Below are 21,196 nucleotides of genomic sequence, written 5' to 3'. Positions count from 1 at the left end.
CCCAGGTGCCGGGGAGCCCGGACGGCGGAGGACAGGTCCGACAGCCACAGCGAAGGAGCGAGGTACAGGCGATGCGACTGGTCGTGGCCGTCACCGGTGCCACCGGAGTGATGCTGGGTGTCCGGCTGCTCGAGGAGTTGCGGCTCCACGAGGAGGTGGAGACGCACCTGGTGATGAGCCGGTGGGCGCGCGCGACCCTGAAGGCCGAGAGCGACCTCACGGCACGCCAGGTGAGCGCGCTCGCCGATGTGTCGTACGCTCCGGACGACCAGGGAGCCGCGATCGCGTCCGGCTCCTTCCCCGTGGACGGCATGGTCGTCATTCCGTGCAGCATGAAGACCCTGGCCGCCATCCGGACCGGGTACGCCGACGGCCTCGTCGCCCGGGCCGCCGACGTGACGCTCAAGGAGCGGCGCAAGCTCGTCCTCGTACCCCGCGAGACCCCGCTGGGCGACATCCATCTCGACAACCTACTGGCGCTGTCCCGGATGGGCGCGGTGGTCCTGCCGCCGATGCTCACCTTCTACAACCACCCGTCCACCGTCGACGACATGGTCGACCACATCGTCGCCCGGGTCCTCGACCAGTTCGGGATCGCCTCGCACCGCGCCCGCCGGTGGCGGGGGCTCCCGGACGCCGCCTTGCCCGCGGCCGGCCTCGACCGTCAGCCCGTCATCGCGAACTCCCCCGGAGGGCCGACCCCATGAGCCATATCGTCGACCTGCGCGCGTACATCGACGCCCTCGCCGCCCTCGGCGATCTGAAGACCATCAGCCGGCCGGTGAGCGCGGACCTGGAAGCGGCGGCCCACACGCGGCGTTCCTACGAACTGCGCGCCCCCGCACCCCTGTTCACCGACGTCATCGAGGACCGGATCGGGATGCGGCTGTTCGGCGCGCCCGCCGGGGTGAGCGCCCGGCCGGAGATGCCGCTGGCCCGGCTGGCGCTCTCGGTGGGCCTGCCGCCCGAGGCCGACGCCGTGGCCCTGGTGGAGCATCTGGTGCGCACCCGCGACGCCGCTCCCGTGCCTCCGCGTACCGTGCCCCGCGAGAACGCTCCGTGCAAGGAGAACGTGCTGCTCGGGGACGCGGCGACGCTGGACCACTTCGCCGTGCCCCGCATCCACGAGGGGGACGGCGGAGACTATCTGAACACCTGGGGCGTCATCATCGCGAAGACGCCCGACGGAGCGTGGACCAACTGGTCCATCTCGCGGATCATGAAACTCGACGGCAAGCGCATGACCGGGCTGGTGGTGCCCCCTCAGCATCTCGGCCTGGTCTGGCAGGCCTGGGCGGAGCGGGGTGAGCCGATGCCCTATGCCCTGGTACAGGGCGGCGCTCCCGCCATCCCGTTCGTGGGCGGCATCCCCCTGCCCAGGGGCGTGGACGAGGCCGGCTACATCGGCGCGCTGCACGGCGAGCCGGTCGACGTCGTCCGCTGCGAGACCATCGACCTGGAAGTCCCCGCCCACGCCGAGGTGGTGATCGAGGGTCACCTCTCGGTGGGACGGGACAGCCTGGAGGGGCCGTTCGGCGAGTACGCCGGATACGCCTCGACCCAGACCTCGCTTCAGCCCGTGTACTCGGTCGAGGCGATCACCTACCGCGACCGGCCGATCTGGCCGGTCGTCGCCGAGGGCCGGCCGGCGGACGAGTACCACACCGTGACGGGCACCGGACGGGCCGCAAATGTGCTGCACGCCCTGCGGGGCGCGGGCCTGCCGGTCACCACCGTGTGGATGCCGTTTCTCGCGGCCATGCACTGGACCGTGGTCACCGTGCCCGAGGACTGGCGTGGGGCCCTGCCGGGCGTCGACTCCACCGAGTTCGTACGGCGCATCGGCGAGGTCATCCACAACAGCGGCGGCCCCAGCGCGATGATGCCCGTCACCTTCGTGCTCGACGACGACATCGATCCCGCGAGCGAGGCCGACCTGCTGTGGGCGCTCGCCACCCGCCTGCATCCGAAGGACCGGCGCGCGGCCTGGGACGGCGTGGTCCTGCCGTTCATGGCCTGCTACTCGGAGGAGGAGCGCAAGGCGATGCGCGGCCCGAGCGTCGTCCACGACGGTCTGCTCCCCGCCTGGGGCGAGGGCCGGCTCCACCACAGCTCCTTCGCCCAGGCGTACCCGGCCGACGTCCGCCGCAAGGTCATCGACCACTGGGACGACTGACCACGCAGGCCGGCCGAAGGCACACCCGCCGGCCGCGGCTGTGGCCACTGGCACCGCACTCCGCGACGACCGGATCCACCGGTCGACCGTCGCATTCCGCTCGACACCCTGTCCGACCTCCCACCGATGGAGCGACATGGCGCTGAACCCGAAGTGCGTCGGGACCACATACCCGCCCGCACAGCCCTACCCCGTGGAGCCGCAGACGATCCGGCGCTTCGCCGAGGCGGTGGGCGACCCCGCCCCCGTGTACACGGACCCGGCGGCGGCACAGAGCCTGGGGCACCCCGATGTGCTCGCGCCGCCCACCTTCCCGTTCATCGTGGTCGCCCGGGCGATGGAGGAGGTGTTCCGCTACGAGGACATCGGCTTCGACCCCACCTACCTCATCCACGGCAACCAGCGGTTCGACTACACCCGGCCGGTCCGGGCGGGCGACCGCCTGGTCACCACACTGGAGATCACCGGGGCCCAGACGCTGCGCGGCCGGGACGTCCTAGGTCTGCGCGCCGACCTCGCGGACACCGACGGCTCCCACGTCGTCACCACGCACATGACCTTCGTATCCCTGAGCGCCGTGGAGGGCGGTGAGCGCGATGACGACCAGCGTGACGCTCAGCGCTGAGGACGTGGAGGTGGGGACCGAACTCCCCGCCAGGACGGTCACCCTCACCCGCACCGACCTCGTGCGGTACGCGGGCGCCTCCGAGGACTTCAATCCCGTCCACTGGAATCCGAGGGTGGCGCGGGAGGCCGGCCTGCCCGACGTCATCGCCCACGGCATGCTCACCATGGCCGTGGCCGCTCGCACGGTCACCGAGTGGGTGGGGGACCCGGGCGCGATCCTCGAGTACCGCACGCGCTTCAGCAAGCCGGTCCTGGTGCCGGACGACGCACACGGCGCGACGGTCGAGGTCCGCGGCCGGGTCGCCGCCAAGCTCGACGACGCCCGCGTCCGCATCGACCTCGTGGTGACCAGCGGCGGCACCAAGGTGCTCAGCGAGGCCCGGGCGGTCGTACGGCTGCCTTCGTGACGGCCCACGGCCCCGCGAACTCACCGGACCAGCCCCACTCACCCCGATTCCACGACGAACCCACGACTCACGGGGACGCGTGCCGAGCGCGGCCGACGCTCCCTCTTCGACTGCCAAGCGAACGGAATACAGGACGGATGAGCAGTTCACCGGCTTTCCTCGTCGCGCCCCGCTATGTCCTGGGCGAGATCGAGGAACCCCACACCGCCCTCACGGACCTCGCATCCCGCGCGGCGCACTACGGCATCCCCATGGCCCCCCGCACCTGGGGCTGGGGAAGCTACTTCCGCACCGAACGCAGCACGGTGGAGCTGGCCGTCGCCAGCGGCAACGCCACGCTGGAGGCGTCCGGCGCGGCACGGGGGTCGGTCGACGGAGTGATCGTGTGCACCAGTTCCTTCCCCGGCTCCGTCGACGACCACGCCGGCTTCCTCGGCGCGGTGCTGGGCGGACTGGCCCTGTCCGCGGTGCCGTTCGTTTTCGGCATGACGCTCAACCGGTGCAACAACCTGCTCGCGGCCCTCCATGTCGCCACGTCGCTCGTCCGGGCCGGCAGCCAGCGCCGGATCCTGGTGGTGACCGCGGACCGCATCGCCGACGAGGCCGTACGGCTGGAGAAGTTCGCGCTGTTCAGCGATGGCGCGGCGAGCTGCCTGGTGAGCGCCGAGGAGGGCCCCGACGGCTTCGCGGTCCTCGCGTCGGCCTCGGCACAGGACGCCGAGGTGCTCGGGCTGCGCGACCAGATCGACTCCCGGCTCGCCGTGGCCGTCAACGAGGAGCTGGAACGCACCACCGGAATACCGCCGGAGAAGATCACCGCGCTGCTTCCCGCCAACCTGGTCCGGCCGCTGGTGACGATGAAGGAACGTCAGGCGGGCTTTGTGGCCGCGCAGATGCGCACGGGCAACATCGAGCGCATCGGCCACTGTTTCGCCGCCGACCCCCTGATCAACCTCGTCGACCTTGTCGCCGCGGGCGAGGAGGAGCCCGACGGGCTGTATCTGCTGGCCTCCAGCGTTCCGGGCGCCCGGCACGGCGTCCTGCTCCGCAAGCTCGCCTGACGTCGAAAAGAGGTGTCCGATCATGGTTTGGGTCGGGATGAGGACCGCCGCGGCCTCCGGGCCGGCAGGCCGTACGCCGGCCGGTGGCCGCGCCGCCCTGGGGGTGGCGGGGTGACCGTGACCACTTCCGGTCCAGCCCCCTTCCTCCGGCTGACCGGTGACCCCTTCGAACTCGGGCGGCAGCACGGCGCCGCCCGCGCCACGGCGCTGCGCGCCTTCCTCGGCGACGGTCTCGCCCGGCTGAACCACCTTCTGGACACCCCCGTCTCCCTGACCTCGCTGAGCCCGGCGCTCACGGAGTTCCAGAAGGAGATCGAGGCGGCCACGCCCGAACTGGCCGAGGAGATACGCGGCCTGGCCGCCGGCGCGGGTATCAGCCACGCGGAGGCCCTGCTGCTCCAACTGCGCCGAGAGATCACCGGCTACCGCAGCACCCGCCGGCCGCACGGCGACTGCACCACCTACGCCCGGGTGGACGGCGCCGGCCCGCACACCGTCCTGGCGCAGACGGTCGACCTCAACGGCAACCTCGACGACCAGACCTGTGTCCTGTCCCTCAGGAGGGCCGGGGCCCGGCGGGACGTGCTGATGCTGAGCTTCGGGGGCCTGCTCGGCTACCTCGGGATGAACAGCGACGGCCTGGCCGTCGGCATCAATCTCGTGCTGGGCGGGCAGTGGCGGCCGGGCCTGCCGCCCTACCTCGCCGTCCGTCACGTCCTGGACAGCGCCGGGTCGGTGGACGAGGCGCTGGAGGTGCTCTCGCGGCTGCGGCTGGCGAGTTCCCGGTCCCTGACGCTCTGCGACGCCTCCGGCGCCGCCTGCGCGGAATTCCTCGACGGGCGGATGCATGTGGCACGGGCCGCGCAGACCGTCCACACGAACCACTTCCTCCACCCCGAGTTCATTCCCTTCGACGAGCTGAACGTCTTCGCCAAGAACTCCTCGCTGCGCCGGCTGGACGCGTGCACCGTGCGGTTGAGCGCCCTGCCGGAGTCGGCGTCGCCACGGGACCATCTCGCCCTGCTGTCGACGCCGCCGATCTTCGTGCCGGACAACGGCGACATCCGCCGCGAACGCACGGTCGCGGTGGTGGCGATGCGGCCGGCGATCGGCGACCTGCATCTGCTGGGCTCCCGGCCGTCGGCGTTGCCCCAGGTCTTCAGGGCCGGGGAGATGAGCGGGGCGGCGGGCACATGACGACCGGACGCCCCGCACACGACGACACGACCGGACACCGGACGGCAAAGGCCTGTGTCGAAGGGTGGCTCGTCCATCTGCGCGCGCCCGAGCACGCCTGGGACGACGAAGCCCGCCGCGGTGAGCTGTCGGCGCAGGAGGCACGGCGGGCCGAGCGGTTCCGCAGCCCCGCCGCCGCGGTCGCCTACGTACGGGCGCGTTCCACCGTGCGCCGGGTGCTGGCCCGTACGCTCGGCGAGCACCCCGCCACGGTGCGGATCGCGGCCGCACCGGGCGGCGGACCCCGCCTGCCGGACCACCCGCAGTGGCACGTCAGCTGGTCGCGGTCTGGGGAGGTGCTGTTGGTCGCGGTGCGCCGGGGCGCTCCGGTCGGCGTCGACGTCGAGGTGATGCGCACCGTCCCGTCGCCCGCCAAGGTGCTGCGGACCGTCTACCCGCACACCCCCGTGCTGGCGGATCTGGGCGAACCCGAGGCCTTCTTCTCGGCCTGGACGCTGCTGGAGGCGGCGGTCAAGGCGACCGGGCGGGGTCTCGCACGCGGAGGGCGGGATGTACGGCTGTACCGGCCGCCCGGGGCGCGCCGCTGTGCGCTCGCCGGGATCCGCGACGCCGGCACCGCGCCGTGGTGCGGTCGTACCGATCAGTTCGAGGTGCCGCCGTCCGGCCGTACCGCCCCCTCGGCGCAGGTGATGACGGCCGTGGTGACCCGGGGCCGCACCGCCCCGGCCGTACGCCTGAACACCTGGCGGCTGCCGGAGGCGGGGCTGCCGCCGGACACGGCACCGGCGCCGGGACCGGGCGTCCCGTACGCCCAGCCTGCGCCGGCCGCCCCCTGCGAACCGGACGCCACAGGCCCGAACAGGCACTTGACCGACAGGAACTTCACCGACAGGCACTTCACCGATCCGGCACGCAACGACGAGAACAGCAGGAGGTGACATGTCCGCCGAGGAAGACACCCGGGCGCCCGGAACCGACTCCGGGCTGCTGTCCCCCGTCTGGGCCGGTACGTCGGTCGAAGCGGTCACCTCGGATGAGGCCTGGCTGGCGGCGATGGTCGAGTTCGAGGCCGCGCTCGCCGCCGCCCAGGCGAGCCTCGGCGCGGCGCCGCAGGGCACGGCGGCGGCCATCCGAGCGGCGGGGACGAGCGGACGGCTCGCTCTGGCGGAGCTGGCACGCCGGGGGCGGGAGGCCGCCAACCCGGTCGTGTACTTCGTCAAGAGGCTCACCGAAGTGGTCACGGACATCTCCCCGGAGGCCGCCGGGCACGTCCACGCCGGATCCACCAGCCAGGACGTCCTGGACTCGGCGGCCATGCTGGTCGCCACCCGGGCGCTCACACTGCTGCGTCACGACCTCGGCCGGATGCGCGCGGCCCTCGCCGACCTGAGCCGCGACCACCGCACCACACCGGCCGCCGCACGCACGCTCACCCAGCACGCCGTGCCGACCACGATCGGGCTCAGGGCCGCCACGTGGCTCACCCTGGTCGCCGACGCCCACGACCGGGTCGGCGCGCTGCTCGACGCACGCCTGCCGGTGTCGCTGGGCGGCGCGGCCGGCACACTGTCGGCCTACCACGACCACCTGCGAGCCGCCGGTGTCCCGGGGTTCCACCCCGAACTGCGGCTCGTGGAACTGGTCGCGGACGAACTGGGGCTCGCGGGGACCGCGCTCCCCTGGCACGCGGCCCGCACCCCGATCGCCGATCTGGCCGGAGTACTGGCCTTCGTGGGCGGAGCGCTCGGCAAGTTCGCCGCGGACGTCCTGGTGCTGTCCCGTACGGAGATCGCCGAGGTGGCCGAGCCCGCCGCGGCGGGCCGTGGTCAGTCCTCCGCGATGCCGCAGAAGCGCAATCCGGTGCTGAGTACCCTGGTCGCGGCGGCGGCGCGGCAGCTGCCGGTGTACGCGCTGGTCCTCCAGCAGGCGGTGGTCACCGAGGACGAGCGTCCCGCGGGGGCGTGGCACGCGGAGTGGCAGCCGCTGCGCGAGTGCCTGCGCCTGGCCGGCGGCGCGGCCCACACGGCGGCCGAACTCGCCGAAGGCCTGGTCGTGTCGGCGGAGCGGGTCCGCGCCAACCTGGAGCTGACCGGGACCGCACTGATCGCCGAGCGGCTGTCCGTCGCGCTCTCCCCGGACCTCGGGCGGCGTCTGGCCAAGGAGACCGTCACCCGGGCGGTGCGCTCCACGGAGGCAGGCGTTACGCCGGCCGAGGCGCTACGGCTGGCGCTGAAGGAGACCGGACACGCCGACCGTCTGTCCACGCCTCTGGAGCAGTTGCTCGCCCCGGAGGACTACCTCGGAGCGGCCGTCCCCCTCACCGACCGCGCCCTGCACCGGGCCACCGCCACGACCGCTGACGACCCGTCGACCGCCGACGACCCGTCACCGGCCGCCACCGCGGCCGCCACCGACAGCCCGCACCCGTACACCCATCCCACCGATCCCACCCTCTCGTCGCACGACCGGGAAGACTAGGAGACTGCCAGATGATGATCAGTGAGGACCTCCGCCAGAAGATTCTCGCGGACAGGGCTCTGGGTGCGGGCAATGTGCTGCACCGGCTCACCGGGTACGGACGGTCCCTGGACGAGCAGGTGCTGTGGACGGACGGCTCGTGGCGCTCGCCCTCCGGTGACCACCCGGAGGTGCTGACCCTCGGCGAGCTTCAGGAGGTCGTGGCCACCTACGCCGGCTTCTACCACCAGGCGGGGGTGCGGGCGAAGGACGCGGTCGCCATCGTGTCCACCTCCATCACCGACTTCGCCCTCAACCTGATGGCGCTCACCAGCCTCGGCGCGATCGCGTCCCTGGTGAATGCGAACATGCCTCTCGAGGTGCGCCGTGAGTACATCCGACGCCAGCAGGTGGTCGGCGTGATGACCCGGGAGCCCTGGCACAAGGAGCTGCTCCGGCACCTCGACGACGACCCCGCGCCGGGCTTCGTGGCCCTTCAGTCCGAGATCACCACCGAGCACCGGGCGCGGCGGCCGGAGAACTACCCGTTCCGCCACACTCCGACGGACCCCATCCTGATCTCCCACTCCTCGGGCACCACGGGCATCCCCAAGTCCGCCTTCCACACGCACGAGACGCTGTTCCACGGTGCGCTCAGCAGGCTGGAGGACGGCCAGGACTGCAGCACCCGCAAGCGGCTGCTCGCGCTGCCCGGCCACCATGTGTCGGCGATGTCCAACACCCTGCTCGGTCTGGCGCTCGGCGCTCCGCTGGTGCACCAGACCGATCCCAGCGGCCCCGCCGTCCTGGACGCCATCGAGAAGCACCGCCCCACCATCGTGTTCGGCTTCACCCACACCTTCGCGGAGATGGCGGCCGAGGACCTGGCGGGCCGTGACCTGTCGAGCGTCGAGGCGTACTACGTCTCCGGGGACGCCGCGCACCTGGTGCACATCAAGCGTCTGCTGGAGAAGGGCTCGCACACCGTGACGGGCCGCGACCTGAAGCCGCACACGGCCCCCGGCGCGATCTTCATCGACATGTTCGGCTCCACCGAGATGGGCTATGTGCTCTTCGACTTCGCCCACCGCGCCGGCGGGCAGAACATCAGCCGCTGCATCGGCCGCCCGATGCGCTTCGCGCAGGCCGCCGCGCTCTCCGAGGACGGCACGGTCCTGCCGCCGGGACAGGTCGGACGGCTCGGCGTGCGGTCCCGGTCGCTGACCCCGGGCTTCTGGAACGACAACGTCCGCTGGCACAAGCAGTGGCTCGGCGGCTACTTCCTCACCGGCGACCTCGTCTACCGCGACGGCGCGAACAACTTCTACCACCTGGACCGCACCACCGACGCGATCCGTACCAAGGCGGGCGTCGTGTTCAGCGCCTACACCGAGGAGATGCTGCTCGGGGAGTACCCCGAGATCCGCGACTGCACGGTGGTCGGCATGGCCGAGGAGGGCGTGAAGTTCGGCTGGGAGGACGACGGGGTGGCCGAGACCCATGTGTTCCTCAACCTCGTCGAGGGGGCGAAGGCGCCCGAGGACCCGACCGCCTGGGTCAACGCGGCGCTGGCCAAGTACGGGCTGCCCGAGATGGCGAGCGCGGTCGTCGTGGACGAGGACACGATCCCTGTCGGCATCACCGGCAAGGTCCTCAAGCGCATCGTGCGCGACAAGGCCAAGTCCATCGTCGGCGGGTGCTGACCGGCACCGCGCCCTGACCGGGGAGCCGGCCTGCCCGCCGTCCCGGTCGCCGGAGCGAGGACCATCGCGGTCACCGGAGGGAGACATCGCAATGAGCGTCGACTACGACGTGATCGTCATCGGTGCGGGCAACGCCGGGCTTGCCGCCGCGGCCACACTGCAGCGTGGCGGCCAACGGACGCTGCTGGTGGAGCGCCACAACGTCCCGGGCGGCGCGGCCACCTCGTTCGTCCGGGGCCGTTTCGAGTTCGAGGTGTCACTGCACCAGCTCGGCGGCATGGGCGGCCCGGGCCCCCTGCGCGAAATCCTGGACGAGATGGATGTGACGCGCAGGCTGCGGCTCATCCAGGACGACGAGCTGTACCGGACCGTCGTGCCCGGAGTGCTCGATGTGACGCTGCCCGCCGACTGGCAGGGCGCGGTGGACGTGCTCGACAGCCACTATCCCGGCAACCGCGCCGCGCTCACCCGCTTCCTGGGGATCGTCCGGGACACCGGCCTGTGGCAGCTGACCGCCCGCGCCAATCTGCACCGGCCGAAGGAGCAGTTGGAGTGGCTGTCCGGCCTGTCCGACGTGCGTCGCTACGGCCTGCGGACCTACCGCGAGGTGCTGGACGAGTTCTTCACGGACGAGCGCCTGAAGTTCGTGCTGTCGTCGTACTGGAGCTACAACGGCCAGCTCCCGTCCCGTATGTCGTTCATGGACATGGCGCGGCTGCTCGCGCTGTTCATCGAGACCAAGCCGTACCAGATCGCCGGCGGCAGCCAGGCGCTGTCCTCGGCGATGCTGGAGTCCTTCCTGGAGGCCGGCGGCGAGGTCCGGTTCCACACGAGCGTCGACCGGATCGTCACCCGGGGCGGCAGGGCCGTAGGGGTCCGCCTGGACGACGGAGAGACCGTCTCCTGTCGGCTGGTGGTCTCCAACGCGCCGTCCAGCACCACCTACACCCGGCTGCTCGACCCGTCGGACGTCCCGGCCGGCGTTCTGCGGGACCTGGGGTCACGGCGCATGGGGCCGTCGGCGACCGCGCTGTATCTGGGCCTGGACGCGCCCGCGGCGGAACTCGGCTTCTCCACGGCGACCAACTTCCTCACGGCCGATCTGGACGAGCGGACCGTGGCCCGGAGCATGCGGTCGCTGGAGCCGGTCCCCTTCCTGCTCGCCAGCTGCTACGACGTCCGGCCGACCGGCTTCGCCCCGCCCGGCGCCTCACAGGTCAACCTGGTCACCATCCAGTACGCCGATCCCTGGGAAGCGGTCCCGGTACGGGACTACCAGCAGGCGAAGTCCGCGTACGCGGCCTCGCTGCTCGACCTGCTCAAGGCCATCGCGCCCGGGGTGCGGGATGTGATCGAGGAGGCCGAGATCGCCACCCCGCTGACCTTCAAGCGGTATCTCAGCCAGCCCGGAGGCGCCATCTACGGGTTCGACCAGGACGCCATGGACAGCTGGCTGTTCCACGAGGACGACCTCAAGCCCAATGTCCCGGGACTGGTCCTGGTCAGCAACTGGGTCACGGCCGGCGGCTACAACTCGACCATCGTGACGGCGGCCCGGCTGTGCCGGCGGCTGCTGGCCGTCCTGTGACCCCCCATCGAGCGGAGTCAGACATGTCAACGTCCACCAATCCGTTGGCCCACCTGTTCGAGGGGGCGGACGAGGTCGTCGCGGAGATCGAGCGGCGTGGCGCGGCCGGCGCGGACCATCCGGCCGACGCCCGGGAGGAGATCACGCCGTACCACCCGAAGCTCCTGGATCTGACCGTGGCGGAGGTCGTCGAGGAGACCGTGACGACGAAGACGTTCCGGATGCGGCGCACCGACGGCGAGCCGCTGCCGCCGTTTCTCGCCGGGCAGTACGTCAGCCTCCATGTAACGGTCGGCGATGTCCTGACGAGCCGTGCGCTGTCCATCTCCTCCAGCCCCGCGGTGCTCGACCACTACGATCTGACGGTGCGTCGGCTGCGGGGCGGACGGGTCAGCAACCATCTGATCGACACCGTCCGGGCGGGCGACCGGTTCACCAGCGGCGGGCCGATCGGCACCTTCTACCACGACCCGCTCTTCCACGGTGACGACGTCGTCTTCCTCGCGGGCGGCTCCGGGGTCGCACCGGCCATGAGCATGATCCGGGACATCGTCGACCACGGTCTGTCCCGCCGTATGACACTGGTCTACGGCTCCCGGCGCGCGGACGACATCATCTTCCGCGACGAACTGGACGCCATCGCACGGGAGCACCCGCACATCACGGTGCACCATGTCATCTCCGACCCCGGCCCCGACTGGACGGGGGAGGTCGGGCCGCTCGACGCCGCACTGATCTCCCGGCTGGCCGGACCGCCGGCCGGGCGGATGACCTATCTGTGCGGGCCGCCCGGCAAGTACGCCTATCTTGTACGGCAGTTGGAGTCGCTCGGGCACCCGCGCCGCCGGATCCGCCTGGAGGCCAACAGCGTTGCCCTGCCGCCACCGGCCGACCCCCGCTGGCCGGCGGAAGCCGACCCGGAGGAGGAGGTCACCGTCACCGTCCGGGGCCGGGGGACCATCAGCGTGCCGCGTGGTCGGCCGCTGCTCGACGCACTGGAGGACAACGGCCTGCGCCCGGAGGCCTCGTGTCGCTCGGGGGAGTGCGCCCTGTGCCGCGTACGGGTGTGCTCCGGCGAGGTGTTCCACGCCGAGGAGGCCCGACTGCGCGCCTCCGACCGGGAGTTCGGCTTCGCGCACTGCTGTGTCGCCTATCCGCTCACTGACCTCGAAATCGATTTCTAGCGCTCTGCCGTCCTTTCAGGACGGTCGGAACCTGTCCGAAAAAATGCTCCACATCCCTTCAGATCCCCGCCGGAATGTGATGTGATGGGACAGCACACCGACCGGCCGGTTTGGCTGGAGGAGGTGAAAACTCTCCACCTTCCTCCGTGCGCTTCCCAAGCTCTTGTGGAGCTTCCCGGAGTTCATCTCCCTTTGTGCCCGGCGAAAAACCGAGGCGTTCCCCGTGGTGCCCCCACATTCTCGACAGGAGGTTTGCAGTATGTCCTCTGACCTGCGGAAAGTAATGATCGACACCCTTCGGGACATGCACTTCGACACGGAGTCGGTGACCGACGACACGCCGCTGGGCGACGGTGGGCTCGAATTGGAGTCGCTCTCGATAGCGGAACTCGTGATGCAGCTCGATAACCACGGTGTCGAATTCTCCGATGAGGAGATGGAAAAGCTGCCGACGATGACCTTCGGTGAATTCGCCGAAGAAGCCGCGCGGCGCGCTGCGGCGAAGTAGAGAAGTCCTCACCGTACCGTGCCCCGGCGCTCGTTTCGCTCGGGCGGACCGAAGGAAGGAGATGTGACCTTGCCGCAGCCGACCAGGACGATCTGCGTCGTGGGCGCCGGTCCGCGAGGCCTCGCGGTCCTTGAGCGGTTATGTGCCAACCACGCCGGCGAGCGCCGGTTGTCGGTCCACGTGGTCGACCCCTGCCCGCCCGGGCCGGGACGCACGTGGCGCACCCGGCAGTCCCCCCATCTGCTCATGAACACGGTGACCTCGCAGGTCAGCCAGTTCACCGACGACAGCGTCCACTGCGCCGGACCCATCCGGCCGGGCCCCAGCCTGTACGACTGGCTCCAGCGGGCCGAGGCCGGCACCACGAAGGACTGGGCGGGGGCAGAGGAGCTCGGACCCGACGACTACCCCTCCCGGGCACAGTACGGCCGCTATCTGGAGTGGGTCTTCGCCCACCTCGTGGCCACCGCCCCCGACACCCTCCGCATCGTCGTGCACGCGGCCACGGCCGTCGCGCTGGACGAGGACCCGATCGGCCAGTGCCTCACCCTCGACGACGGCACCCGGCTGACCGGCCTGGACGCCGTGGTGCTGGCCCTCGGACACGGCCCCAACGAGCCGGCGGCCGAGGAGCGCCGGCTCACGGCGTTCGCCGACCGCCACGGGCTGCGCTACCTGCCCGCGGCCAACCCCGCGGACCTCGACCTGGACGGCATCGCCTCCGGCGAGGCGGTCGCCCTCCGCGGCCTCGGGCTGGCGTTCTTCGACGTCCTCGCCCTGCTCACCGAGGGCCGGGGCGGCAAGTTCGTAGCGACCCCCGACGGACTGCAGTACCTCCCCTCCGGCCAGGAGCCCGTGCTGTACGCGGGATCCCGCCGCGGAGTGCCCTACCAGGCACGGGGGGAGAACCAGAAGGGGCCGACCGGCAGGCACGAACCGCTGTTCCTCACCCTCGACGCGGTCCGCCGGATCCGCGCCATGACCGGCGCGACCTTCCGGCAGCACGTCTGGCCGCTGCTGGACGCGGAGGTGCGCACGGTCTACCACCACGCGCTCGTGGCGCAGCGCACGGACCGGAGCACCGCCGACCGGTTCCTGGCCGAGTATCTGGCGGCCGCGTCCGGGCGGACCGCCGTGCTGCGCCGCTACGGCGTGACCGAGGCCGACGAGTGGGACTGGCACCGCGTCGAACGCCCCTGGGGCCGGCGCGAGTTCACCGACCGCTCCGACTTCACCCGATGGCTGCTGGACCATCTGCGCGAGGACGCCCGGCAGGCCCGGGGCGGCAATGTGGACAACCCGCTCAAGGCGGCCCTGGACGTCCTGCGCGACCTGCGCAACGAGGTCCGGCTCGCCATCGACCACGCCGGGATCACGGGAACCTCCTACCGGGACGAGGTGGTGGGCTGGTTCACGCCGCTCAACGCGTATCTGTCCATCGGCCCGCCCGTGTCCCGCATCGAGGAGATGACCGCCCTCGTCGAGGCCGGCGTGCTCCAGGTCGTCGGCCCCCGCACCCGGGTCCGGCCGGATCCCCGGCGGGAAGGCTTCCTCATCGGCTCCGACGCCATACCCGGCTCGGAGGCGCGCGCCACCACGCTGATCGAGGCGCGCATCCCCGAGGTGGACCTGCGCCGCAGCGGCAACCCGCTGCTGCGGCACCTGCTCAGGACCGGGCAGTGCCGGTCGCACAGCATCCCCGACCCCGACGGTGCCTACGAGACCGGCGGACTCGACGTCACCCGCCGCCCCTACCGGGTGGTGGACGCCGCGGGCGTACCCCATCCGCGCCGGTTCGCCTACGGGGTGCCCACCGAGTTCGTGCACTGGGCGACGGCCGCGGGGATCCGCCCCGGGGTGGGCTCGGTGATCCTCGAGGACGCCGACGCCATCGCCCGGGCGGCACTGGCTCCCTGACGGACGTCACCGGCCCGCCGGTCCGTGCGGCCCATGCCCGGACCCGTCGGCCGGCCCCACGCCCGACCCGGTCATCCGAACCGGCCGGGCCGCCCCGCGGCCCCGGCCTCACCCGCACGGAGTTCCCCAGTGGACATCACCACGAGCTTCGACCCCGAGGTACTCGCACTTCCCTTCTACGACGACGAACACCGCCGCTTCGCCGAGGAGATCGGCGTCTGGTGCGACGGCCACGGCCCGCTCTGGGAGGCCGTGCGACGGATGGACCCGGACGAGGCCGGGCGCCGCCTGGTCGGCCTGCTCGGCGAGGACGGCTGGCTCGCCGCGCTCGACCCCCACGCCGCGCCGCACCGGCTGCCCGGGGATCTGCGCGCCCTGTGCCTGGGCCGGGAAGCGCTCGCCTACGCCGAGGACCTCGCCGACTTCGCGTACTCCATCCAGTCGCTGTCCGCCACGCCGATCATCCGGTTCGGCGACGCCGACCAGCGCAAGCGCTACCTGCCCGGCATGGCCGACGGCTCACTTGTCGGCGCCTTCGCCGTTTCCGAGAAGGAGGCCGGTTCGGACCTCGCGGCGGTGGGACTCAGCGCCCGGCGTGTCGAGGGCGGCGGCTACGTCCTCGACGGCGGCAAGGCGTGGATCGCGCACGCCACCATCGCCGACCTGTTCGTCGTCATCGCCCGCACCGGGGAAGGCCCGGGGCCGCTCGGCCTCACGGCCTTCCTGGTCCCCGCCGACACCCCCGGCGTGCGGGTGAGTGAACGGCTGGAGGCCATCGCGCCCCGCTCGTTCGGCCATCTCGCCTTCGAGGACTGCCGGGTGCCCCCCGAGGCCGTGCTCGGCCGGCCTGGCCGCGGCTTCGTCGTCGCCGCCGACCTGCTCGACCGGTTCCGGATGACCGTCGGCGCCGCCGCCGTCGGCTTCGCCCGACGGGCCGCCGACGCCGCGCTCGCCCACACCAGGAACCGGGACGCCTACGGCGGCACGCTCTTCGACCTCCAGCTGGTGAAGGGCTCGCTCGCCGACATGGAGGTGCGGATCAACGCCGCCGAGCTGCTCGTCGCGCGCGCGGCCTGGGACTGCGACCGGGGCAGCCGGGGCTTCGCCCGCCACTCCCACATCGCCAAGGTCCATGCCACGGAGGCGGCCCAGAACGTCGTCGACACGGCCGTGCAGCTCTTCGGCGCCGCCGGAGTGGTCAAGGGCGGCCTGCCCGAACGCCTCTACCGGCAGATCCGCTCGCTGCGTATCTACGAGGGCGCCACCGATGTGCTGCGCCTGGCCATCGCCGACGCCGTGGACGTACGGCGCGCCGCCCTCGCCGGATGAGGGCCCACCATCCCGGGTCCGCCGCCGGATCGCGTCCACCCGTACGGAGCACGAGCCCCACCACCCCGACCCGCACACGGGCCCATCCGGCCCGTGTCCGCCGGGCCGGGGGGACGTTCCCCCTTCGAGGAGCAGCACTGATGTCGGACCTGCCCCGTCTGTGGCTGCGGCACGAGAGCCGCCCCACCGAGCGCCGAGCGCCGCTGGTGCCACGCGACGCCGCGCGCCTGGTGAGCCAGGGTGTCCAGATCACCGTGGAGGAGTCGCCGCAGCGCGTCTTCCCGCTCGCCGAGTACGTCCGCGCGGGCTGTGCCACCGCACCGGCCGGCAGCTGGGCCCGGGCCCCCGAGGACCATCACGTCCTGGGGCTCAAGGAGTTGCCCCCGGTGCCGGGACCGCTGCGCCACCGGCATGTGTACTTCGGCCACGCCTACAAGGGCCAGCAGGGCGCCCGGGAGCTGCTCGGCCGGTTCACGGCGGGCGGCGGCGCGCTGCTCGACCTGGAGTACCTCACGGACGACGACGGGCGGCGCCTCGCGGCCTTCGGCTACTGGGCCGGCTACCTGGGCGCGGCACTGGCGGTCCTGCACCGGCGCGGCACGCTTCGGACACCGCTGCGCTCCCTGCACCGCAGGGAACTGGACGCCCTGTTACGCGACGACCGCGCCGGCGCGACGGCTCTGGTCATCGGAGCCCTGGGCCGCAGCGGCCGGGGAGCGTGCGACGCGCTGGAGACCGCCGGGATCGAGCCGGTCCGCTGGGACCTGGCGGAGACCCGCACCCTGGACCGGGACGCCCTGCTCGACCACGACATCCTCGTCAACACCGTGCTGGTGACCCGCCCGGTGCGGCCGTTCCTCACCCCCGAGGACCTCGACGCGCCCGGGCGGCGCCTGTCCGTCGTCGTCGACGTCACCTGCGACGTGGGCTCCGACTGCAACGTCCTGCCCCTCTACGACGCCGTGACGGACTGGGCGCATCCGGTACGGCGGCTGCGCGGGGGCGACCGTCCGCTGGACCTCATCGCCCTCGACAACCTGCCCTCCCTGCTGCCCGCCGAGGCCAGCCACTCCTTCTCCGCCGAACTGTGGCCCCATCTGCCGGGCCTCGGCGCACACTCCAGGCCCTGGTCCCGCTGCCTGCGCGTCTTCGGCGAGGCGGTGGCCCGCCAGGAGGCCGGCTCCGGCGGGCAGGGCGCCGGGGCCGCCCCCGCGGCGGGGGCGGACACGACCGGTGCCGACGGAGAGGAGGCCCTCCGTGTCCGGTGACCGGATCGTGCCCGCGAGCGGCGTCGTCCACTGGATCGGCACCGGGCTGTCCACCGGCCGCAGCGGTCTGGGACTGCTGAGCGAACGTGCCGGGCGGCTGCTGGTGTGGGACCGTACCGCCGAGCGCGCCGACCGTCGGCTCGCGGCCCTCGGACTCGCCGGCCGCGCGGAGTCCCGGGCCCTGCGTCCGGGCGCCCTGGAGGCCCAGGTGCGCCCCGGTGACGTGGTCGTCTCCATGCTGCCCGCGACCGAGCACCCGGCCCTGCTCCTGCTGGCGGCGGGCCAGGGAGCCCACTTCGCCTGCACCAGCTACACCTCCGAGGCGCTCGCCGAGCAGGCGGCCGCCGCGGCCAGGGCCGGCCTGGTCGTCCTGACCGAGGCCGGGCTCGACCCCGGCATCGACCACCTCATGAGCCACCTGCTGGTCGAGCGGGCCCGCGAGGAGATCGGTGACCGGGCGGCGTCCGTGACCTTCACCTCGTACTGCGGCGGCATCCCCGCCGAACCCAACGACTTCTGCTACCGGTTCAGTTGGGCGCCCTACGGCGTCCTCGCCGCGCTCCGTTCGCCCGCCCACCACATCGACGGCGGCCGGCGGCGCACGGTCCGGCGCCCCTGGCAGGCCACCCGCACCGTGGTCCTCGGCGGAGAGCCGTTCGAGGTCTACCCGAACCGGGACAGTCTGCCGTTCGTCTCCCAGTACCGCATCCCGGACGGCTGGCACCTGGAGACCTTCGTCCGGGGCACCCTGCGCAACGCCGGCTGGCGCGCGGCCTGGACCGAGGTCTTCGACACCGTCCTGACCGACGACGAGACCCGGATCCGGTCCCTGGCCAAGGAACTGGCCGACCGCCATCCGACCACGGAGGCCGACCGGGACCGCGTGGTCCTCTCCGTCGGCCTGACCGTCAAGGACGCGGACGGCGGCACCCGGTGGCAGGGATCACGGCTGCTGGACCTCACGGGCGACGACACCGAGAGCGCGATGGCCCGCTGCGTCTCGCTGCCGCTCGCCCACGGCGTGACCCGCATCCTCGACGGCGCCCTGCCGGCGGGCCTGAACCGCGCGGCCGAGGACACCGAGGAGGCCGCCCGCTGGCTGCGCTTCCTCGCGGCCCACGGCGTGCCCACGACGTTCACCCAGACCCCGCCCACCGGCCGGGGAGTCGAACCATGACCCCCGTGGCCCGCCCGCACACACCTCTCGGCACCGCGTCGCCGAGCCCACGCCGAGCGGTGGCGGCCGCTCGGCACGCGTCCGGCGGTCCGCCGGGCACCGCACGTGAACCGCTTCACACCATCGAGCGCGGCGACCCGCCCGAAGGAGAGATACCCCATGGCTCATGAGCCCACTCGCTCCGGCCCGACGCACTACCGCTGCCTGGGAGTCGGCGTAGGCCCGGCCAACCTGAGTCTCGCGTCCCTGCTGTACGGCCGGACGGACGTGACCAATCTGTTCCTGGACCGGAAGGAGTCCTTCAGCTGGCACGACGGTCAGCAGATGCCCGGAAACACCCTGCAGGTCTCCCTGTTCAAGGACCTGGTGACGCTGGCCGACCCCCGCAACCCGTTCTCGTTCCTGTCCTACCTCCACGACAACGGCCGCCTGTACCACTTCCTCAACGCCCAGTTCGACGCCGTACCGCGGGTCGAGTTCCGCAACTACCTGGCGTGGGCCAGCCGTTGCAACAAGAACATCGTCTTCGGCGAGGCCGTCCGCGAGGTCGGTTTCGACGGGGTGTTCACCGTCCGCACGGACCGCCGCACCGTCACCGCGGACAACGTGGTCGTCGGCGTGGGCAGCGAGCCCTGGGTTCCGCCGCAGGTGCAAGGCGCCCTCGGGCCCACCCAGTTCCACGTCAGCGAGTACCTCCACCAGGCCAGGAGCCTGGGCGGCAAGCGCGTCGTGGTGATCGGCGGCGGACAGTCGGGCGCCGAGGCCTTCCTCGACATGATCTCCCAGCCCGGCAAGGCCCTGCCGCGCCGGGTCTCGTGGATCTCCCGGCGGGGCAACTACTTCCCGATCGACGACTCGCCCTTCACCAACGACTACTACATGCCCTCGCACGCGGAGTACTTCTACAGCCTCGACCGCGACAGCCGGCAGGCGTTCAACGAGCGGCACGTCCTCACCAGCGACGGCATCTCCGAGAGCACCCTGCGCGACATCTACCAGCGTGCCTATCTGCACCGGTTCGTCGAGGGCAACGTCGACCTGGTGGGCCTGTACCCCAACCGTGAGGTGACCGACGTGTCCACCGGCCTGTACGGCGGATGGCAGGTGACCGCCCGGCACAACGACGACCGCGAGGCGGTGGAGATGTTCGAGGCGGACGTCGTGATCTGGGCGACCGGCTTCCGGCCGACCCGGATGGATTTCCTCGACCCCGTCGCCGACCGGCTGGAGAAGGACGGCGACGAACTGCGCATCGACGAGGACTACGCCGTCTACTGGGACGGGCCGGACGACCGCCGGATCTTCGTGCAGAACGCGGCACGCGGCCAGCGCGGCCTCGCCGACCCCAACCTGAGCCTGAACGCCTGGCGCAGCCAGCGCATCGCGGACCGGCTCGGCAAGGTGTCCAGCAACGATCAGCTGCCGTCGTTCATCGAGTGGTCGACCAAGATGGGCGCCCGGGCCGGGAGGGACACATGAGCCCGGCGCAGAGCACGCGGATCGCCGTGATCGGCGCCGGGGTGATCGGCTGCCTGACCGCTCACGAGGTGCTGGCCGCCGACCCCGGCGCGGAAGTGACGGTCCTGGACAGCGACCTGGTGGGCTCCGGCGCGACCCGCCGCTCCGCGGGCCTGCACTTCCCGCGCGGCGCCACCCCGGCGGTGCGGGCGATGGCCGCCGAGAGCCAGCGCTACTACGCCCAACTCGCCGCGGAGCGGCCCGAGCTGCCGATCCATCCGCTCGCGATGACCGTCGTCGCGCCCGAGTCGGCCGCACGGCGCATCGGCGAGGTGTACCTGCCCGAGGCGAACCTGCGGCGCGTGGACGAGGTGCCGTCCGGGGCCGTCACCCTGCCGGCGGGCGCTGCGGCCTGGGCCGGGGACGGCTGCCAGTACGCGGACGTGCCGGCCCTCACCCAGGACCTGGCCGCCGAGCTGCGCCCGCGCGTGGAGTTCCGTGAAGGGGTGACGGTGACCGGCGTGGAACCGGACACGGACGGCGTCCGGCTGACGCTGAGCACCGGCGACGTGCTCACCGCACGGCAGGCGGTGCTGGCTCCGGGGCCGTGGCTCGCCCACCCCGCCTGGCGCGAGCTGGTGGCGCCCCTCGGGGCGAGGGTGAAGAAGATCGTGGCGCTGCACATCGAGGACGCCCCGTCCGACGCCGACGGCGCGGTCCTCTTCCACGACGAGGACGCCTTCCTGCTGCCGTACCGGGAACGCGGCCACTGGCTGTTCAGCTACACCTGCACGGAGTGGGACGTGGACCCCGACACCGTCGAGCCCGGTCTCACCTCCGTCAACCGGGCGGAGGCCGTCGAGGTGCTGGCCCGCTACGCGCCCCGGCTGGCCGACCGGATCCGGTCGGGACGGGTCTTCTGCGACGCCTACAACCCGGGCGGCGGTCCGCTGGTGCGCACGCTCACCGAGGACGGGCGCCTGATCTTCGCGGGTGCCGCAGGAGGCTCGGGCTACCGCCTGGCACCGGCCATCGCCGCGGAGAGCGTCCGCCTGCTGTCCAAACACGCCGCCTGACCGACGCCTTCGCGAAGCCTTCCCGGTTCTCGAAGCCTTCCCGGGCGTCTTCCGAACGGCCTT

Annotated in this window: 18 protein-coding genes; all 18 read left to right on the top strand. The window is 72.2% G+C overall.

Annotated elements, in window-relative coordinates:
- Positions 1-71: 71 nt before the first annotated feature.
- The gene (locus tag ACIP94_RS18670; RefSeq protein ID WP_402426350.1) at positions 72-707 is read left to right on the top strand and encodes a non-oxidative hydroxyarylic acid decarboxylases subunit B; all 636 of its coding nucleotides are present in this window, start codon (positions 72-74) and stop codon (positions 705-707) included.
- Complete coding sequence (locus ACIP94_RS18665) at positions 704-2,176, top strand: UbiD family decarboxylase (protein ID WP_402426348.1); 1,473 nt, start codon at positions 704-706, stop codon at positions 2,174-2,176. Before ACIP94_RS18670 ends, ACIP94_RS18665 begins: the two co-directional genes overlap by 4 nt.
- A 136-nt stretch (positions 2,177-2,312) precedes the next feature.
- Entirely contained in the window at positions 2,313-2,801 is a 489-nt protein-coding gene (locus tag ACIP94_RS18660) for a MaoC family dehydratase N-terminal domain-containing protein (RefSeq protein WP_402426346.1), read from the top strand.
- The gene (locus ACIP94_RS18655) at positions 2,773-3,210 is read left to right on the top strand and encodes a MaoC family dehydratase (protein ID WP_402426344.1); all 438 of its coding nucleotides are present in this window, start codon (positions 2,773-2,775) and stop codon (positions 3,208-3,210) included. Before ACIP94_RS18660 ends, ACIP94_RS18655 begins: the two co-directional genes overlap by 29 nt.
- Positions 3,211-3,347: 137 nt before the next feature.
- Positions 3,348-4,271, top strand: coding sequence for a 3-oxoacyl-ACP synthase (locus ACIP94_RS18650; protein WP_402426342.1), 924 nt, complete (start codon positions 3,348-3,350; stop codon positions 4,269-4,271).
- A 111-nt stretch (positions 4,272-4,382) separates the two neighbouring features.
- Positions 4,383-5,468, top strand: coding sequence for a C45 family autoproteolytic acyltransferase/hydolase (locus ACIP94_RS18645; RefSeq protein ID WP_402426340.1), 1,086 nt, complete (start codon positions 4,383-4,385; stop codon positions 5,466-5,468).
- A complete protein-coding gene (locus ACIP94_RS18640; RefSeq protein WP_402426338.1) occupies positions 5,465-6,406 on the top strand; it encodes a 4'-phosphopantetheinyl transferase family protein in 942 nt (313 codons plus the stop codon). Before ACIP94_RS18645 ends, ACIP94_RS18640 begins: the two co-directional genes overlap by 4 nt.
- Before the next feature lies 1 nt (position 6,407).
- The gene (locus tag ACIP94_RS18635; RefSeq protein ID WP_402426336.1) at positions 6,408-7,946 is read left to right on the top strand and encodes a lyase family protein; all 1,539 of its coding nucleotides are present in this window, start codon (positions 6,408-6,410) and stop codon (positions 7,944-7,946) included.
- Positions 7,947-7,957: 11 nt separating this feature from the next.
- Positions 7,958-9,628, top strand: a complete 1,671-nt coding sequence (locus ACIP94_RS18630; RefSeq protein ID WP_402426334.1) for a class I adenylate-forming enzyme family protein — start codon at positions 7,958-7,960, stop codon at positions 9,626-9,628.
- A 91-nt stretch (positions 9,629-9,719) separates the two neighbouring features.
- Entirely contained in the window at positions 9,720-11,216 is a 1,497-nt protein-coding gene (locus tag ACIP94_RS18625; RefSeq protein WP_402426332.1) for a phytoene desaturase family protein, read from the top strand.
- A 23-nt stretch (positions 11,217-11,239) separates the two neighbouring features.
- On the top strand, positions 11,240-12,400 hold the full coding sequence (locus ACIP94_RS18620; RefSeq protein WP_402426330.1) for a 2Fe-2S iron-sulfur cluster-binding protein: 1,161 nt from the start codon (positions 11,240-11,242) through the stop codon (positions 12,398-12,400).
- 304 nt (positions 12,401-12,704) lie between these two features.
- Positions 12,705-12,908 (top strand): phosphopantetheine-binding protein, encoded by a 204-nt coding sequence (locus tag ACIP94_RS18615; RefSeq protein ID WP_355916273.1) that lies wholly within the window; start codon positions 12,705-12,707, stop codon positions 12,906-12,908.
- A 63-nt stretch (positions 12,909-12,971) separates the two neighbouring features.
- Entirely contained in the window at positions 12,972-14,825 is a 1,854-nt protein-coding gene (locus tag ACIP94_RS18610) for an FAD/NAD(P)-binding protein (RefSeq protein ID WP_402426328.1), read from the top strand.
- 129 nt (positions 14,826-14,954) lie between these two features.
- Complete coding sequence (locus ACIP94_RS18605) at positions 14,955-16,154, top strand: acyl-CoA dehydrogenase family protein (RefSeq protein ID WP_402426326.1); 1,200 nt, start codon at positions 14,955-14,957, stop codon at positions 16,152-16,154.
- Positions 16,155-16,294: 140 nt separating this feature from the next.
- Positions 16,295-17,422, top strand: coding sequence for a saccharopine dehydrogenase (locus tag ACIP94_RS18600; protein WP_402426324.1), 1,128 nt, complete (start codon positions 16,295-16,297; stop codon positions 17,420-17,422).
- The gene (locus ACIP94_RS18595; protein WP_402426322.1) at positions 17,412-18,599 is read left to right on the top strand and encodes a saccharopine dehydrogenase C-terminal domain-containing protein; all 1,188 of its coding nucleotides are present in this window, start codon (positions 17,412-17,414) and stop codon (positions 18,597-18,599) included. Before ACIP94_RS18600 ends, ACIP94_RS18595 begins: the two co-directional genes overlap by 11 nt.
- A 159-nt stretch (positions 18,600-18,758) precedes the next feature.
- On the top strand, positions 18,759-20,078 hold the full coding sequence (locus ACIP94_RS18590) for a lysine N(6)-hydroxylase/L-ornithine N(5)-oxygenase family protein (RefSeq protein WP_402426320.1): 1,320 nt from the start codon (positions 18,759-18,761) through the stop codon (positions 20,076-20,078).
- Complete coding sequence (locus ACIP94_RS18585) at positions 20,075-21,133, top strand: NAD(P)/FAD-dependent oxidoreductase (protein ID WP_402426319.1); 1,059 nt, start codon at positions 20,075-20,077, stop codon at positions 21,131-21,133. The genes ACIP94_RS18590 and ACIP94_RS18585 overlap by 4 nt, the downstream gene beginning before the upstream one ends.
- Positions 21,134-21,196: the final 63 nt, after the last annotated feature.

Origin of the sequence: Streptomyces sp. NPDC093261, assembly GCF_044753645.1 — a bacterium.
Lineage (GTDB): Bacteria > Actinomycetota > Actinomycetes > Streptomycetales > Streptomycetaceae > Streptomyces.
Note: the sequence above shows the minus strand (reverse complement) of the source record. Positions and strands in the feature narration are given on the sequence as shown.

Bases quoted from the DNA above. Each gene is read 5' to 3' on its own strand.
- ACIP94_RS18625 (WP_402426332.1), top strand. From the start codon at position 9,720: ATGAGCGTCGACTACGACGTGATCGTCATCGGTGCGGGCAACGCCGGG.
- ACIP94_RS18585 (WP_402426319.1), top strand. From the start codon at position 20,075: ATGAGCCCGGCGCAGAGCACGCGGATCGCCGTGATCGGCGCCGGGGTG.
- ACIP94_RS18650 (WP_402426342.1), top strand. From the start codon at position 3,348: ATGAGCAGTTCACCGGCTTTCCTCGTCGCGCCCCGCTATGTCCTGGGC.
- ACIP94_RS18615 (WP_355916273.1), top strand. From the start codon at position 12,705: ATGCACTTCGACACGGAGTCGGTGACCGACGACACGCCGCTGGGCGAC.
- ACIP94_RS18620 (WP_402426330.1), top strand. From the start codon at position 11,240: ATGTCAACGTCCACCAATCCGTTGGCCCACCTGTTCGAGGGGGCGGAC.
- ACIP94_RS18590 (WP_402426320.1), top strand. From the start codon at position 18,759: ATGGCTCATGAGCCCACTCGCTCCGGCCCGACGCACTACCGCTGCCTG.
- ACIP94_RS18665 (WP_402426348.1), top strand. From the start codon at position 704: ATGAGCCATATCGTCGACCTGCGCGCGTACATCGACGCCCTCGCCGCC.
- ACIP94_RS18600 (WP_402426324.1), top strand. From the start codon at position 16,295: ATGTCGGACCTGCCCCGTCTGTGGCTGCGGCACGAGAGCCGCCCCACC.
- ACIP94_RS18655 (WP_402426344.1), top strand. From the start codon at position 2,773: ATGACGACCAGCGTGACGCTCAGCGCTGAGGACGTGGAGGTGGGGACC.
- ACIP94_RS18630 (WP_402426334.1), top strand. From the start codon at position 7,958: ATGATGATCAGTGAGGACCTCCGCCAGAAGATTCTCGCGGACAGGGCT.
- ACIP94_RS18670 (WP_402426350.1), top strand. From the start codon at position 72: ATGCGACTGGTCGTGGCCGTCACCGGTGCCACCGGAGTGATGCTGGGT.
- ACIP94_RS18660 (WP_402426346.1), top strand. From the start codon at position 2,313: ATGGCGCTGAACCCGAAGTGCGTCGGGACCACATACCCGCCCGCACAG.
- ACIP94_RS18635 (WP_402426336.1), top strand. From the start codon at position 6,408: ATGTCCGCCGAGGAAGACACCCGGGCGCCCGGAACCGACTCCGGGCTG.
- ACIP94_RS18640 (WP_402426338.1), top strand. From the start codon at position 5,465: ATGACGACCGGACGCCCCGCACACGACGACACGACCGGACACCGGACG.